Genomic DNA, 15,617 nt, shown 5'->3' with positions numbered 1-15,617 from the left:
GACCACGACGCGGACGCACCCCTCGCGCGGTCCGGGACAGGCGTAATGTGACCCGGCGGCCGGAGGATCGGCCGCGGCCACCCGTCGAAGGAGCTGACCCGACATGAGCCGCCCCCTGCGCTCTCGGACGTCCACCCACGGTCGCAACATGTCCGGAGCCCGCGCCCTGTGGCGCGCGACCGGCATGGGTGCGGAGGACTTCGGGAAGCCGATCATCGCGATCGCGAACTCGTACACGCAGTTCGTCCCGGGCCACGTCCACCTCAAGGACATGGGCGACCTCGTCGCGTCGGCGATCCGCGAGGCGGGCGGCGTCTCCAAGGAGTTCAACACCATCGCGGTCGACGACGGCATCGCCATGGGCCACGCCGGGATGCTCTACTCGCTCCCGAGCCGCGACCTCATCGCCGACTCGGTCGAGTACATGGTCAACGCGCACTGCGCCGACGCGCTCGTGTGCATCTCGAACTGCGACAAGATCACGCCCGGCATGCTCAACGCCGCGCTGCGCCTGAACATCCCGGTGATCTTCGTGTCCGGCGGACCGATGGAGGCCGGCAAGGCGATCGTCGCGGACGGCGTCGCGAAGACCCCCCTGAACCTCATCAACGCGATCAACTACTCGGCCGACGACAACGTGTCCGACGACGCGCTCGCCCAGGTCGAGGAGAACGCGTGCCCCACGTGCGGGTCGTGCTCCGGCATGTTCACCGCGAACTCCATGAACTGCCTCACCGAGGCCCTCGGTCTCTCGCTGCCCGGCAACGGCTCGACGCTCGCGACGCACGCCGCGCGCAAGGAGCTCTTCCTCGAGGCCGGCCGGACGATCGTCGACCTCGCGAAGCGCTACTACGACGACGAAGACGACTCCGTCGCACCGCGCTCCATCGCCACCAAGGCGGCGTTCTCCAACGCCATGGCGCTCGACGTCGCGATGGGCGGCTCCACCAACACGGTGCTGCACGTCCTCGCGGCCGCGCAGGAGGGTGAGATCGACTTCGACCTCACCGACATCGAGCGCATCAGCCGCCTCGTGCCGTGCCTGTCGAAGGTCGCGCCGAACCACCCGAGCTTCCACATGGAGGACGTCCACCGCGCCGGTGGCATCCCCGCGCTGCTCGGCGAGCTGGACCGCGGCGGCCTGCTGGACCACGACGTGACGTCCGTCCACACGCCGACCCTGCGCGCGTGGCTCGACGACTGGGACATCCGGGGCGGCAAGGCCACGGATCGTGCGCTCGAGCTGTTCCACGCGGCGCCCGGCGGCGTGCGGACCACGCAGGCGTTCTCCACGTCCAACCGCTGGGAGTCGCTCGACACGGACGCCGAGAACGGCTGCATCCACGACGTCGAGCACGCCTACACCGTCGAGGGCGGCCTCGCCGTGCTGCGCGGCAACCTCGCCGAGGACGGCGCCGTGTTCAAGACCGCGGGCGTCGACCCGGACGTCTTCCACTTCGTCGGGACGGCGCTCGTCTGCGAGTCGCAGGACGAGGCGGTCGAGAAGATCCTCACCAAGCAGGTCCAGCCCGGGCACGTCGTCGTCGTGCGCTACGAGGGCCCCGCGGGCGGTCCGGGCATGCAGGAGATGCTCTACCCGACGTCGTTCATCAAGGGCCGCGGTCTCGGCAAGGTCTGCGCGCTCATCACCGACGGCCGGTTCTCCGGCGGGTCCAGCGGCATCTCCGTCGGCCACGTGTCGCCCGAGGCCGCGGCCGGGGGAGTGATCGGGCTCGTCGAGGACGGCGACGAGATCGAGATCGACGTCGACACGCGCCTCATCCGGCTCAACGTCACCGACGAGGTGCTGGCCGAGCGCCGCGCCAAGATGGAGGCGCGCGAGAACCCGTGGCAGCCGGCCGACCGCGACCGGTACGTGTCGCCGGCGTTGCAGGCCTACGCCGCTATGGCGACGTCCGCCGACCGCGGCGCCGTCCGCGACGTGTCGCTCATCAAGCGCCGGTAGTTCTCGAGTCAGGTCTCCCCGCCGTGGCTGGGTCCCCGCCCCCTGTCTCGCTCTTCTGTCGTCTCGGGTTCTGGTGCCCGACGGCGAGCCTCGGCTCGTGCGTCGATCGTCGCCGAGCATCGGTCGTCCGCGAGATAGAACCGGCGGTCGCGAGATAGAGCTCGCGGGCTTCTATCTCGCGACCTGCGGTTCTACCTCGCCGTGCGCGCGGTGGGTTCCTAGAGTGGGTCCATGACGGACACCGACGGCGGACCCGACCTCAAGCCTCGTTCCCGGCAGGTCACGGACGGACTGGAGGCGACGGCGTCGCGCGGGATGCTGCGCGCCGTCGGGATGGGCGACGAGGACTGGGTCAAGCCGCAGATCGGCATCGCGAGCTCGTGGAACGAGATCACGCCGTGCAACCTGTCGCTCGACCGGCTCGCGCAGGGTGCCAAGGAGGGCGTCCACGCGGGCGGCGGGTACCCGCTGCAGTTCGGGACGATCTCCGTCTCCGACGGCATCTCGATGGGGCACGAGGGGATGCACTTCTCGCTCGTGAGCCGCGACGTCATCGCGGACTCGGTCGAGACGGTGATGCAGGCCGAGCGTCTCGACGGCTCCGTGCTCCTCGCGGGCTGCGACAAGTCGCTGCCGGGGATGCTCATGGCCGCGGCCCGCCTCGACCTCGCGAGCGTGTTCCTCTACGCCGGCTCGATCATGCCGGGCTGGGTGAAGCTGTCCGACGGCACGGAGAAGGACGTCACGCTCATCGACGCGTTCGAGGCCGTCGGGGCGTGCGCCCGTGGGCTCATGAGCCGCGAGGACGTCGACCGGATCGAGCGCGCGATCTGCCCGGGCGAGGGTGCGTGCGGCGGGATGTACACGGCGAACACCATGGCGTCGGTCGCCGAGGCGATGGGCATGTCGCTGCCGGGCTCCGCCGCGCCGCCGTCGGCCGACCGCCGCCGGGACGCGTTCGCGCACCGGTCGGGCGAGGCGGTCGTCGACCTGCTGCGTCGGGGGATCACCGCACGCGACATCATGACGAAGGAGGCGTTCGAGAACGCGATCGCCGTCGTCATGGCGTTCGGCGGGTCGACCAACGCGGTGCTGCACCTGCTCGCCATCGCGCACGAGGCCGAGGTCGAGCTGACCCTCGCCGACTTCGACCGCGTCGCGGGTCGCGTGCCGCACCTCGGCGACCTCAAGCCGTTCGGCCGTTACGTCATGAACGACGTCGACCGCATCGGGGGAGTGCCCGTCGTCATGAAGGCGCTGCTCGACGCCGGGCTCCTCCACGGCGACGCGCTCACCGTCACGGGACGCACGGTGAGCGAGAACCTCGCGGCCATCGCCCCGCCCGACCCCGACGGGAAGATCCTGCGGGCGCTCGACAACCCCATCCACCACACCGGCGGGATCACGATCCTGCACGGGTCGCTCGCGCCCGAGGGCGCCGTCGTCAAGTCAGCGGGTTTCGACGAGGACGTGTTCGAGGGGACCGCGCGCGTGTTCGAGCGCGAGCGTGCGGCGCTCGACGCGCTGGAGGACGGGACCATCACCGACGGCGACGTCGTGGTCATCCGGTACGAAGGCCCCAAGGGTGGCCCCGGGATGCGCGAGATGCTCGCCATCACGGGTGCGATCAAGGGCGCGGGGCTCGGCAAGACCGTCCTGCTCCTCACCGACGGCCGGTTCTCCGGCGGGACGACGGGACTGTGCGTGGGGCACGTCGCGCCCGAGGCCGTGGACGGCGGCCCGATCGCGTTCGTGCGCGACGGCGACCGGATCCGGCTCGACGTGGCGAACAAGACGCTCGACCTCCTCGTGGACCCCGCCGAGCTCGAGGTGCGCCGCGACGGCTGGGTGCCGCTCCCGCCCACGTTCACGCGCGGAGTGCTCGCCAAGTACGCCAAGCTCGTCCAGTCGGCGTCGCGCGGGGCGATCCTCGAGTAGCACACCCGGTCGTCGCCGGTCGCAGGCGGGCGCTCGCCACCAGGAGGGGTCATGGACGAGGTCGTCACCACCCAGGCGTTCCAAGCCGCCGAGGGCGCGCGGGACTGGCGCGCGCTCGCCCGGGGCGCGTCCGCGACGTTCCGCACGCGGTCCCTGCGCGACGGCGCGGCGCTCGTCGAGCGGGTCGGTGCGCTCGCGGAGGCGGCCGGGCACCACCCTGACGTCGACCTGCGTCCAGGCGCCGTCGTGGTCCGCGTCATCACGCACGGTGTGTGGGCGCTCACCGAGGCCGACCTCGCACTCGCCCGCCAGGTCTCCGCCGCGGCGCGAGAGCTCGGGCTCGTCCCCGACCCGGCCGCGGCCCAGGAGGTCGACCTGGCGATCGACACGCAGGACGTCGACGCTGCGCGACGGTTCTGGTCCACGGCCCTGGGGCACGAGCTGGCCGGCGAGGAGGACGTCATCGACCGGCACTGGCGGTGGCCGTTCGTGTGGTTCCAGGACATGGACGCGCCGCGGCCCCTGCGCAACCGCGTGCACCTCGACGTGTTCGTCCCACGGGAGGTCCGGCCGCAGCGCCAGGCGGCGATCCTCGCCGCTGGCGGTCGCGTGGCGAACGACGCGTTCGCACCCCAGTGGTGGACGCTCGCCGACCCCGAGGGCAACGAGGTCGACCTGGAGGGCTGGGACACGTTCCCGTTCGAGCTCCCGGAGCCGTGGCTCACGCCCGACGCGTTCCTCTCCGCGCCGGACGTCGAGGACTGGCGCTTCCTCCAGGGCGTCAGCGCCTACTGGGCGGGACCGTGGGCGGACCTCGTCCGCCTCGTCGCGCGCACCGGCGCCCTGGCCGACGACGCCGGGCTCACCGCGTACGTCGACCTGCGGCCGGGCGGGGTCACCGTGCGCCTGGGGCCTCCCGACGAGGGCTGGGTCGCCCGCGCGGACCTCGCGCTCGCCCAGCAGGTGCAGGCCGCGGCGCACGACCTCGGGCTGACCGCGGACCCGGCGACCGTGCGCGACGTCCAGCTCACGTTCGACGCGCTCGACATCCCGGCCGTGCAGCACTTCTGGGCCGCCGTCCTCGCGTACACCGAGCGCGAGGAGACCGACTTGTACGACCCGCTCCTGCGCGGCCCGTCGATCTTCCTCCAGCAGCTCGACGAGCACCGCGAGCAGCGGAACCGGATCCACGTGGACGTCTTCGTCGCGCACGACCAGGCGCAGGCCCGAGTCGACGCGGCGCTCGCTGCGGGCGGGCGGCTCGTGCGCGACCGATCACCGCACTGGTGGACGCTCGCCGACCCCGAGGGCAACGAGGTCGACGTCGCCGTGTCGCTCGGGCGGGACGAGCAGTAGGGCCGACCGTGGTCGTCAGGAGAGCGCGTCGTCGACCGTGACGGCAGGGACGTCCGCGTCGCACCACACGACGGCGCCCGTGAACGGTGCCGCGAGCTGCACGTCGGCGACGTGCCAGCCCGGGCCGGGCGCCCGAGGGGTGTCTCCCGCTCCGACGTCGTCCAGCGAGAGGTCGCGCGAGAGCCCGGTCCCGATCGCCTTGAGGTACGCCTCCTTGCGCGTCCACGTCCGGGCGAAGGCGCCACCGCGAGCGCCCGGAGCGCAGGCGGCGAGCTCGGCCCGTTCGCGGGGGTGGAGGGAGCTCGAGACGCTCCGCACCACGCGCTCGTCGGGCGTGCCCTCGACGTCGACGCCGACGGGCGTGGGGCCTATGGCGACGGCGAACGCGCCGCGCGTGTGGGCGAGGGAGAACTCGGGGCCGCCGTCGAGCACCGGCTTCCCGTGCGCACCGCCGCACGACGGGCACGGCGAGGGGCGTGGCGACACCTCGTGAGGCTCCGCCGACAGCTCGTGCGCGAGCAGCAGCCGCAGGACCACGTGCGACACCACGTAGGTCGCGCGGTCCGTGTCGTCCACGTACCGGTCGGCACGAGTGCGCTCGTCCGCGTCGAGGACGCGGTCGCCGAGCCGTGACGCCCACGCGGCGCACCGCTCGACGGTGCCCCACCAGACCGTCGGCTCGGCGGACGCTCCCGAGGACGCGGACCGCTCGCCGAACGCGGCGCGAGCGAGACCCGGCAGGTCGTCGACCCGCGCGAGGTCGTCGAGCGTACGGTCCACGGTGCGTCCTCCTGTCCGGCGTCGTGCCTCGCGTGTGTGCTCGCCCGGCGGGCACGACGTCGGCAGATCCCGCCGCCGCTCACGGAGCGGCGGACCCGCGCCAGCATAGGACGGCTCGCGCGGGCGCGCCCGGGCAGGTCTCGCTACCGTGAGCGGGACTGCACGGCCAGGGACGGTCCACGTACCGGGAGGCTCCGAGATGACCGACGCGATCGGCGACCGCATCACCGCACGCGAGTTCCACGACAGCGACGGCGTCGAGGACTGGCGGGTACTGCTCGCCACGGCCCAGACGCTTTTCCGCACGGGCTCGTTCACCGCGGGCGTCGAGCTCGTCGACGCGATCGGCGAGCTCGCCGAGGCGGCGGACCACCACCCCGACGTCGACCTCCGGTACGGTACGGTCACCGTCCGGCTCACGTCGCACGACGTCGGCGGGCTGAGCCGCCGCGACGTCGAGCTGGCCCGCCGCATCTCCGACGCCGCCCGCGAGCTCGACCTCCGCGCCGCCCCGAGCGCCGTCCAGGAGCTCGAGATCGCCGTCGACGCGCTCGTCGGTCCGTCGGTCCAGCCGTTCTGGCGTGCCGTCCTCGGGTACGGCGTGGACGCGACCGACACCTCGGCAGCACCGGCGCTCATCGACCCGACGACGCACGCGCCGGCCTTCTGGTTCCAGCAGATGGACGCGCCGCGACCGCAGCGCAACCGCATCCACGTCGACGTCACCGTCCCGCACGACGTCGCGGAGGCGCGGGTCACGGCAGCGATCGCTGCGGGCGGGCACCTCGTGTCGGACGACCGCGCGCCGTCGTTCTGGGTGCTCGCGGACGCGGAGGGCAACGAGGCGTGCGTGTGTACGTGGCAGTCTCGCGACCGGGTCCCCACCGACGACGCAGCCCCGCGCGGGCCTCTCGGCTGACGCTTCCCAGGAGAAGGTGGTCGCGCCAGGTCGGGCGGCCCGGCAGGATGACCGGATGAGCTCCGGGGCAGACCTCGCACGCCGCTACGACGAGCACGTGGTCGCACCGCTCGTGCTCGGCCGGTGGCCCGGCCTGCCGTACGCGACGGCGCGGCTCGGCAGCGGGTCGGACGTGCTCGGCCTCGACGACCCGACGTCACGCGACCACGACTGGGGGCTGCGCCTCACGCTCCTCGTCGACGAGTCGATGGTCGCGGCCGTCGACGCGCTGCTCGACGCCGAGCTCCCGGCCACGTTCGACGGCCTGCCGACGCGCTTCCCGACGACGTGGGCGTCGCACGGTCCGCACCAGGTCGAGGTCGCCTCGCCGGGGGCGTTCGTGACGTCCCGCCTCGGTGTCGACGCGACGCGGCCGATGAGCGTGGCGGACTGGCTCGCGCTCACCGGTCAGGCGATCCTCGAGGTGACGGCCGGTCCCGTGTTCTCGGACACCGACGGTCGCCTCACCGCCGCGCGCGAGCGCCTCGCGCGGTACCCGGAGGACGTGTGGCGGTACGTCGTCGCGACCGACTGGGTGCGGCTCGGGCAGGAGCTGCCGTTCGTCGGGCGTGCCGGCGACCGCGGCGACGACCTCGGCTCACGGGTGGTCGCCGCGCGGCTCGTGCGGGTCGCGATGCACCTGGGCTTCCTCCTCGAACGCCGCTGGCCGCCCTACGCGAAGTGGTTCGGCACGCTCTTCGCCCGGCTGCCGCGGGCGGGCGCGGTCGCTCCAGCGCTGCACGCGGCGCTCGCGGCCGACGCCTGGCGGGATCGTGAGGCGGCGATCTGCCGTGCGGTCGAGCAGCTCCACGCGCTCCAGGCCGACGTGGGGCTGCCCGTCGTCGAGCGCGCGCTCGGCCCGTTCTGGGGCCGGCCGTACCGGGGGGTCGGCCCGGTGCCGGAGGCGGTGACCGGCGTCGATCGCCGACCCCGAGGTCCGGTCGCTCCCGCCTGGCGTCGGGTCCGTCGAGCAGTGGGTGGACGACGTCGATGTCCTCATGGACCCGGACCGTCGCGTCGCTGCGGCGCACAGCCTCGTCCGGCGGTCGCCGAGTCGTCGATGACGGGACGCGGACCTCGTCGCGCAGACGAACCCGCTCTGCACCGGCCGTCGACCCTGTGGACAACGGCCGGCCGGGGTCCGCGGACTGGTTGACTGGCGCGATGCGACAGACCCTCGGGATGCTCCTGGTACTGGTGGTCCTTGCCGGCTGCACCATCCCCCGCGCGGTGGACGACGACCCGGACGGCGCGGAGCCCACAGAGCAGCGGGTCGCCGTGGCCGACGGCACCTTGAGCGTCGCGGTACCGACGGGATGGGAGACGGTCGACGAGCTGCCCGACGGCGTGGCCTTCGCGGCGACCGAGGTCGGCGACGAGACCCAGCAGCTGATCGTCACGACGTTCGACTCGGCAGGAGCGGCCGAGGAGAGAGCGCTCGAGGCTGCCGTCGAGATCGCCGGGCAGGGCGGTGCATGCCACAGGCTCACCGGCGACACGACGTTCGGCGATCCGCACCTCGTGTTCGACTGCCCGTTCACCGAGCCCCTGGTCATCCGGAAGGTGCTCGTCTCGGTGGTCCACGGGGACCGGTCGGCCATGGTTCTCGCACAGCTCGGCGGTGGGACGCTCGACGACACGGCTGACGTGCTCACGCCGTTCCTCGACGGGTTCGTCTGGGAGTGACGCCTGTGCGCGCGCCCCTGCGCGTCGTCGGGCAGGGTGAGGTGTGACGTCGTGACGTGAGAGGACGGACGATGACGCAGAAGGCCTGGACGGACACCGACGACGCACCCCGGGGCGGTTGGCCCGGGACGGACTCCCCGGCGGACGCCCCGTGGTGGACGCGTGCCGTCGTCTACCAGATCTACCCGCGGTCCTTCCAGGACTCCGACGGCGACGGCGTCGGTGACCTTCCCGGCGTCCTCCGGCGCCTCGATCACCTCGAGCGGCTCGGCGTCGACGTCGTGTGGCTCTCGCCCGTGTACCGGTCGCCGCAGGCGGACAACGGGTACGACATCAGCGACTACCAGGACGTCGACCCGCTGTTCGGCTCCCTCGCGGACCTCGACACGCTGATCGAGGGGCTCCACGAGCGGGGCATGAAGCTCGTCATGGACCTGGTCGTCAACCACACGAGCGACGAGCACCCGTGGTTCGTCGACAGTCGTCGCGGGCAGGGCGCGGCGAAGCGCGACTGGTACTGGTGGCGCCCCGCGCGGCCCGGCATGGAGCCGGGCACGCCGGGCGCCGAGCCGACGAACTGGCGTTCCTTCTTCGGCGGCAGCGCCTGGGCGTTCGACGAGGCGAGCGGCGAGTACTACCTGCACCTCTTCGACACCAAGCAGCCGGACCTGAACTGGGAGAACCCGGAGGTCCGCCGCGAGGTCCACGCGATGATGCGGTGGTGGCTCGACCGCGGGGTCGACGGCTTCCGCATGGACGTCATCAACCTGATCTCCAAGGTGGTCGGCCCCGACGGGTCGCTGCCGGACGGCGAGGTCCGCTACGGGGTGCTCGGCGACGGCAGCCCGCACTACACCGACGGTCCGCACGTCCACGAGTACCTCGCGGAGATGCACCGGGAGGTCTTCGCGCCGTACCAGGCGGCAGGGCGGGAGATCCTCACGGTGGGAGAGACGCCGGGCGTGACGGTCGACCACGGCCGCCGCTACACCGACCCGGCGCGGCGCGAGGTCGACATGGTGTTCCAGTTCGAGCACATGGGCGTGGACCACGGAGCCTCCAAGTGGGATCCCGTCCCGATGCGCCTGACGGATCTCAAGGTGACGTTCGGCCGCTGGCAGGTCGGCCTGGCCGAGGCGGGCTGGAACTCGTTGTACTGGGACAACCACGACCAGCCGCGCGTCGTCTCCCGGTTCGGGGACGACTCGCCCGAGCACCGCGTCGCCTCGGCCAAGGCGCTCGCCCTGCTGCTGCACCTGCACCGCGGCACGCCGTACGTCTACCAGGGCGAGGAGCTCGGGATGACGAACGCGCACTTCACGCACATCGAGCAGTACCAGGACGTGGAGTCGCTCGGGCACTACCGCGAGATGGTCGAGCACGGCGTCGCGACGCCCGACCAGATGCTCGCCGCTCTCGCCGCCGTGGGCCGCGACAACGCGCGCACGCCCGTCCAGTGGGACGCGAGCACGAACGCGGGCTTCACGACGGGCGAGCCCTGGCTCGAGGTCAACCCGAACCATGTCGAGGTCAACGCCGAGGCGGCGTGGGCCGACGAGGGCTCCGTCCTCCACTTCTACCGCCGCCTCCACGCGCTGCGGCACGACGTCCCGGTGGTCGCGCTCGGCGACTTCCGCATGCTGCTCCCGGACCACGAGGCGGTCTACGCGTTCACGCGCGCGCTCGACGCGCCGTCGGACGGCGCCGGCCCCGACGCCGCATGGGGGCGCGACGAGCTCCTCGTCCTGGTCAACGTGGGCGACGCGCCGCAGGACGTACCGTCCGCGGTCCAGGACGGGTGGGAAGGCGCGTCCGTCCTCGTGGCCACCCACCCGGAGCCCGACGGCGGAGGGCGGGCCGGGCGCGTCGGGCACCTGAGGCCGTGGGAGGGAGTGGTCCTGCGTCGTCGCGCGGCCCTCCCTCGCAGGTAGGGGGCCGGTCATGCCTGCGTAGGATCTTGTTCCGCTGAGCACCAAGCATGCCCTAGGCTCCTCGCAGCCGGCGACGACGCCGGGCGACGGGGCCGCGACGTCGGTCGCAGAGGGGAGCGCACGGTGCACAGCACGGCGGAGGTGCCCGCGATCGAGACGCGGGGACTGCGCAAGACGTATCGGAGCCGGCGAGGGAGAGCGGTCGGCGTCGAAGGGCTCGACCTCGTGGTCCCCGTGGGCGGCGTCCACGGCTTCCTGGGGCCGAACGGGTCGGGCAAGACCACGACGATCCGGATGCTCCTCGGCCTCGTCCGCGCCGACTCGGGCTCGGCCCGGATCTTCGGTCAGGAGGTCCCGCGGCACCTGCCCGAGGTCGTCGCGCGCGTCGGGGCGATCGTCGAGTCCCCGAAGTTCTTCCCGGCGTTCACGGCGCGCCGGAACCTCGACCTGCTCGCCGCCGCGATCGGTGCGCCCGGCGGACGCGTCGGCGAGGTCCTGGAGGAGGTCGGTCTCTCCGAGCGGGCCGCCGACCGCTACCGCGGGTACTCGCTCGGCATGAAGCAGCGCCTCGCGATCGCCGCGACGCTGCTCAAGGACCCGGACCTGCTCATCTTCGACGAGCCGACGAACGGGCTCGACCCGGCCGGGATCCGCGAGATCCGCGACACCATGCGCGGCCTCGCCGCGCGCGGCAAGACGGTCCTCGTGAGCAGCCACATCCTCGCCGAGGTGGAGCAGGTCGCCGACACCGTCTCGATCATCTCGCGGGGCCGTCTCATCGCGAGCGGTCGCGTGGACGAGCTCATCGGCGCGGGCGGGGCGTCGGTGCGCGTCGGCGTCCCGGACCCGGCCCGTGCCGCGGCGCTCCTGCGCGCGGCCGGCATGACCGTCCGGGAGGACGGCCCGCACCTGCTGGTCGACGCCGTCGCGGACGCCGCGGACATCACGCGGACCCTGGCCGCGCACGACCTGTGGGTGGCCGAGCTCGTGCCGGTCCAGGCGGACCTCGAGTCGGTCTTCCTCGACCTCACGGCCGAGGCCGAGGCCGCCGTCCCCGACCGACCGCACCGCGGTGCCCACGCCGAGGAGGTGGCCGCATGAACCGGCTCGTCACCGCCGAGCTGCGGCGCTACCGCGCGCGGTCGGCGATCCGCTGGCTGTCCGTCGCGACCGTCACCGTCGCGCTCCTCACGGTGCTCGTCGCGTTCCTCGGGAGCCGCCCGACGCCGGCCGTGGAGATCGCCGCAGCCGAGACGGTCTTCGCGGAGCAGCAGGAATGGTGGGAGGACGAAGGCTTCGCGCAGTGCGAGAAGGACGAGGAGCGGGCGCGCGAGAGCGATCCCGCGATCGACTTCGGGTGCGAGGACGGCGAGCCCCGGCTCGAGCACTACCTCACGCCGGTCCCGACGTTCGAGGGCGAGGACGACACGTGGCCGCCGACGGGCGTGCAGACGCTCACGACGCAGCTCCCGTTCCTCGGGCTCGCCGGCCTCGTCATCGGCATCACCTTCGTCACGGCCGAGCTCTCGACCGGCGCGATCGGGCTCTGGCTCACGTTCGAGCCACGGCGACGCCGCGTGTACTGGTCGAAGCTCGCCGCCGCCGCGGTCGCGGTGGTCCCGCTCGCCGCCGTCGCAGCGCTCGTCATGGTCGGCGGGGCGTGGGGCGCGTACGCGGCGAACGACCAGCTCGGCCCGGTCACCGCGCAGACCTGGACGGACCTCGCCGGGCTGTCCGCTCGCGCCGTGGCGGCGACCGCGGCGCTCGCGGCGATCGGTGTCGCCCTGGGGACGCTCGTCCGGCACGCCGCCGCCGCGGTCGGGGTCGTCGCGGGGTGGCTCGTGCTCGAGCGGCTCGCCGTCGCCGCCCTGGACGAGCTCCAGCGCTGGTCCCTCCCCACCAACCTCCTCGCGTGGGTCCAGGGCAGTTCGGGCTACTGGGTCATGACGTGCGAGACCGACGCGACCGGGACGACGTGCGAAGGCGTCGAACGCGTCGTGTCCATGACGCAGGGTGGGCTCGTCCTCGGCGGGGCCACGATCCTCCTGGCCCTGCTCGCCGCCGTGGTGTTCCGCCGTCGCGACGTGTCATGAGCCCCGCTCCGACGTGCGGCCCCGCCGGGACAGATGGGCCGCACGTCGGCCCGCCTGGCCCGCCCGTCGGAGGAGCGCCGCGCCGCACCGTGTCCATCCCGTGAGACGGGCGCCTCGGTACGTGACATCCCCGAAACATGGGCGTACAGTCCCATGACGTGCAGACGATCCTCCTTGTAGTACTTCCTGAGCGCGCCGGCTGAGGCCACGCCCACAGGCTTCGTCAGCGCGCTCACCCCTCGTCCAGCCCGTCATCCGGGTTCGAGGGGTTTTTTGTTGCCACCACAACAGCACAAGCAACCTGTCCAGCACGACGCGACCGGCCCATCCGGCCACCGCGACCGCCGTACCCGCGAGACCCGCGGCGACCGGTGACCGCACCGCGAACGGCACGACCGCACGACCACGGTCGGCTCCGGACCCGGCGGAGCGCCCCCTCGGGGGCGCCCGCCGGACCGAGGCCACGACACGCAGGAGACACCATGGCCCAGGGTCCCACCCCGGCACCCCCGCGACCGGGGGCCGCGGCACCCGCCGCGGCGCCGAAGCCCGCCCCGACGCCCGCGTCCGTCGCGCCCCGCAGCGACGCCCGCCGCGCTCAGGTCCGGCCCGCCCAGCCGACGACGCCCGGCGAGGAGATGACGGGCGCGCAGTCGATCGTCCGCTCGCTCGAGGAGGTCGGCGCCGAGGTCGTCTTCGGCATCCCCGGCGGTGCGATCCTCCCGACGTACGACCCGCTCATGGACAGCAAGCGGCTGCGCCACATCCTCGTGCGGCACGAGCAGGGCGGCGGGCACGCGGCCCAGGGCTACGCCCACGCGACCGGCAGGGTCGGGGTCACCATGGCGACGTCCGGCCCCGGCGCGACGAACCTCGTGACGCCCATCGCCGACGCGAACATGGACTCCATCCCGCTCGTCGCGATCACGGGCCAGGTCGCCGCCGGCGCGATCGGTACGGACGCCTTCCAGGAGGCGGACATCGTCGGCATCACGCTGCCGATCACGAAGCACAACTTCCTCGTCACCGACCCCGACGAGATCCCGCGGACCATCGCCGAGGCGTTCCACATCGCCTCGACCGGCCGGCCGGGTCCCGTGCTCGTCGACATCGCGAAGTCCGCGATGCAGTCGCAGACGACCTTCTCCTGGCCGCAGGACCTCCACCTGCCCGGCTACCACCCGGTCACCAAGCCGCACAGCAAGCAGATCAAGGAGGCCGCGCGCCTGCTCGCGTCCGCACGGCGCCCCGTGCTGTACGTGGGGGGCGGGACGGTGCGGGCGAACGCGACCGCCGAGCTGCGCCGTCTGGTCGACCTCTCCGGCGCAGCGGTGGTCACGACGCTGATGGCACGCGGCGCGGTGCCCGACACCCACCCGCAGAACCTGGGCATGCCCGGCATGCACGGCACGGTCCCCGCCGTGGCGGCGCTCCAGAAGGCCGACCTCATCGTCGCGCTCGGTGCGCGCTTCGACGACCGCGTGACGGGCAAGCTGTCGAGCTTCGCGCCGCACGCCGCGATCGTGCACGCCGACATCGACCCGGCAGAGATCGGCAAGAACCGCGACGTCGACGTCCCGATCGTCGGCGACCTCAAGGAGGTCCTCACCGACCTCGTCCCCGAGCTCGAGCGCGAGCACGCGGCGCAGGGTCAGCCCGACCTCGCGGCCTGGTGGCACCAGATCGACGACTGGCGCGAGACGTACCCGCTCGGGTACACCGAGCCCGACGACGGCCACCTCTCGCCCCAGCGCGTCATCTCCCGGCTCGGGGAGATCGCCGGCCCCGAGGCGCTGTACGTCGCGGGTGTGGGGCAGCACCAGATGTGGGCCGCGCAGTTCATCCGGTACGAGCACCCGCGCACGTGGCTCAACTCGGGCGGCCTCGGCACCATGGGCTTCTCGATCCCCGCGGCCATGGGCGCGAAGGTCGGGCGGCCCGACGCCACCGTGTGGGCGATCGACGGCGACGGCTGCTTCCAGATGACCAACCAGGAGCTCGCGACCTGCACGATCAACGAGATCCCCATCAAGGTCGCGCTGATCAACAACAGCTCGCTCGGCATGGTGCGCCAGTGGCAGACCCTGTTCTACGACAAGCGCTACTCCAACACCGACCTGCACACCGGGCACGGGACCGCGCGCGTGCCGGACTTCGTCAAGCTCGCCGACGCGTACGGGTGCGAGGGCATCCGCGTGGAGTCCGCGGGCGAGGTCGACGCCGCGATCAAGCGCGCGATGGAGATCGACGACCGCCCCGTCGTCATCGACTTCAACGTCTCGCGTGATGCGATGGTGTGGCCGATGGTGGCCGCCGGCGTGAGCAACGACGACATCCAATATGCACGCGGCATCTCGCCCGCGTGGGACCGGGAGGACTGAGCCATGTCCCGCCACACCCTCTCCGTGCTCGTCGAGAACAAGCCCGGCGTGCTGACGCGCGTCGCCGGTCTGTTCGCGCGCCGCGCGTTCAACATCCACTCGCTCGCCGTCGGCCCGACGGAGCACGAGGAGATCTCCCGCATCACCGTCGTCGTCGACGTCGAGGAGCGCCCCCTGGAGCACGTGACCAAGCAGCTCAACAAGCTGGTCAACGTCATCAAGATCGTCGAGCTCGACGCGGCGGCGTCCGTGCAGCGCGAGCTCCTGCTCGTCAAGGTCCGTGCCGACGGCGCGAACCGCACGGGCGTGCTCGAGGTCGTCAACCTGTTCCGCGCCAAGGTGGTCGACGTCGTCCCCGACGCCGTGACGATCGAGGCCACCGGCACGGGGGAGAAGCTCGACGCCCTGCTCGGCGCGCTCGAGCCCTACGGCGTCCGCGAGATCGTCAAGTCCGGGACCGTCGCCGTGGGGCGCGGCGCGCGCTCCATCACCGACCGAGCGCTGGAACGCGTCGTCCGGTCGGCCTGA

12 protein-coding genes are annotated in these 15,617 nt (G+C 72.8%); 11 read left to right on the top strand and 1 reads right to left on the bottom strand.

Features of this window, described 5'->3' with window-relative positions:
* Positions 1-103 precede the first annotated feature (103 nt).
* The 3 genes from ilvD (AC4H2G_RS08675) (at position 104) to AC4H2G_RS08665 (ending at position 5,260) form a co-directional block, all read left to right on the top strand.
* Positions 104-1,966, top strand: a complete 1,863-nt coding sequence (gene ilvD, locus AC4H2G_RS08675) for a dihydroxy-acid dehydratase (protein WP_494365345.1) — start codon at positions 104-106, stop codon at positions 1,964-1,966.
* A 231-nt stretch (positions 1,967-2,197) separates the two neighbouring features.
* Positions 2,198-3,904, top strand: a complete 1,707-nt coding sequence (ilvD, locus tag AC4H2G_RS08670) for a dihydroxy-acid dehydratase (RefSeq protein ID WP_494365344.1) — start codon at positions 2,198-2,200, stop codon at positions 3,902-3,904.
* A 51-nt stretch (positions 3,905-3,955) separates the two neighbouring features.
* Complete coding sequence (locus AC4H2G_RS08665; RefSeq protein WP_494365343.1) at positions 3,956-5,260, top strand: 4a-hydroxytetrahydrobiopterin dehydratase; 1,305 nt, start codon at positions 3,956-3,958, stop codon at positions 5,258-5,260.
* 15 nt (positions 5,261-5,275) lie between these two features.
* Here the strand turns inward: AC4H2G_RS08665 and AC4H2G_RS08660 are convergent, their stop codons facing one another.
* Positions 5,276-6,040, bottom strand: a complete 765-nt coding sequence (locus AC4H2G_RS08660; RefSeq protein ID WP_494365342.1) for a 4'-phosphopantetheinyl transferase family protein — start codon at positions 6,038-6,040, stop codon at positions 5,276-5,278.
* Between the two features lie 199 nt (positions 6,041-6,239).
* Here AC4H2G_RS08660 and AC4H2G_RS08655 point away from each other — a divergent pair, with 199 nt between their 5' ends.
* From AC4H2G_RS08655 to ilvN, 8 genes are all read left to right on the top strand, one after another.
* Positions 6,240-6,959 (top strand): 4a-hydroxytetrahydrobiopterin dehydratase, encoded by a 720-nt coding sequence (locus AC4H2G_RS08655; RefSeq protein WP_494365341.1) that lies wholly within the window; start codon positions 6,240-6,242, stop codon positions 6,957-6,959.
* A 55-nt stretch (positions 6,960-7,014) separates the two neighbouring features.
* Entirely contained in the window at positions 7,015-8,154 is a 1,140-nt protein-coding gene (locus AC4H2G_RS08650; RefSeq protein WP_494365340.1) for a DUF4037 domain-containing protein, read from the top strand.
* An 8-nt stretch (positions 8,155-8,162) separates the two neighbouring features.
* Positions 8,163-8,684 (top strand): hypothetical protein, encoded by a 522-nt coding sequence (locus AC4H2G_RS08645; RefSeq protein ID WP_494365339.1) that lies wholly within the window; start codon positions 8,163-8,165, stop codon positions 8,682-8,684.
* Positions 8,685-8,755: 71 nt separating this feature from the next.
* On the top strand, positions 8,756-10,615 hold the full coding sequence (locus AC4H2G_RS08640) for an alpha-glucosidase (RefSeq protein ID WP_494365338.1): 1,860 nt from the start codon (positions 8,756-8,758) through the stop codon (positions 10,613-10,615).
* 123 nt (positions 10,616-10,738) lie between these two features.
* Positions 10,739-11,716 (top strand): ABC transporter ATP-binding protein, encoded by a 978-nt coding sequence (locus AC4H2G_RS08635; protein ID WP_494365337.1) that lies wholly within the window; start codon positions 10,739-10,741, stop codon positions 11,714-11,716.
* A complete protein-coding gene (locus tag AC4H2G_RS08630) occupies positions 11,713-12,708 on the top strand; it encodes an ABC transporter permease subunit (RefSeq protein WP_494365336.1) in 996 nt (331 codons plus the stop codon). The genes AC4H2G_RS08635 and AC4H2G_RS08630 overlap by 4 nt, the downstream gene beginning before the upstream one ends.
* Before the next feature lie 482 nt (positions 12,709-13,190).
* Positions 13,191-15,089 carry an acetolactate synthase large subunit gene (locus AC4H2G_RS08625; protein WP_494365335.1) on the top strand — a complete coding sequence of 633 codons (1,899 nt, stop codon included), beginning with the start codon at positions 13,191-13,193 and terminating at the stop codon, positions 15,087-15,089.
* Between the two features lie 3 nt (positions 15,090-15,092).
* Complete coding sequence (ilvN, locus tag AC4H2G_RS08620) at positions 15,093-15,617, top strand: acetolactate synthase small subunit (RefSeq protein WP_251151781.1); 525 nt, start codon at positions 15,093-15,095, stop codon at positions 15,615-15,617.

The organism is Cellulosimicrobium sp. BMG9.23, assembly GCF_059159985.1.
Note: the sequence above shows the minus strand (reverse complement) of the source record. Positions and strands in the feature narration are given on the sequence as shown.

Bases quoted from the DNA above. Each gene is read 5' to 3' on its own strand.
- ilvD (WP_494365345.1), top strand. From the start codon at position 104: ATGAGCCGCCCCCTGCGCTCTCGGACGTCCACCCACGGTCGCAACATG.
- ilvD (WP_494365344.1), top strand. From the start codon at position 2,198: ATGACGGACACCGACGGCGGACCCGACCTCAAGCCTCGTTCCCGGCAG.
- AC4H2G_RS08665 (WP_494365343.1), top strand. From the start codon at position 3,956: ATGGACGAGGTCGTCACCACCCAGGCGTTCCAAGCCGCCGAGGGCGCG.
- AC4H2G_RS08655 (WP_494365341.1), top strand. From the start codon at position 6,240: ATGACCGACGCGATCGGCGACCGCATCACCGCACGCGAGTTCCACGAC.
- AC4H2G_RS08650 (WP_494365340.1), top strand. From the start codon at position 7,015: ATGAGCTCCGGGGCAGACCTCGCACGCCGCTACGACGAGCACGTGGTC.
- AC4H2G_RS08645 (WP_494365339.1), top strand. From the start codon at position 8,163: ATGCGACAGACCCTCGGGATGCTCCTGGTACTGGTGGTCCTTGCCGGC.
- AC4H2G_RS08640 (WP_494365338.1), top strand. From the start codon at position 8,756: ATGACGCAGAAGGCCTGGACGGACACCGACGACGCACCCCGGGGCGGT.
- AC4H2G_RS08630 (WP_494365336.1), top strand. From the start codon at position 11,713: ATGAACCGGCTCGTCACCGCCGAGCTGCGGCGCTACCGCGCGCGGTCG.
- AC4H2G_RS08625 (WP_494365335.1), top strand. From the start codon at position 13,191: ATGGCCCAGGGTCCCACCCCGGCACCCCCGCGACCGGGGGCCGCGGCA.
- ilvN (WP_251151781.1), top strand. From the start codon at position 15,093: ATGTCCCGCCACACCCTCTCCGTGCTCGTCGAGAACAAGCCCGGCGTG.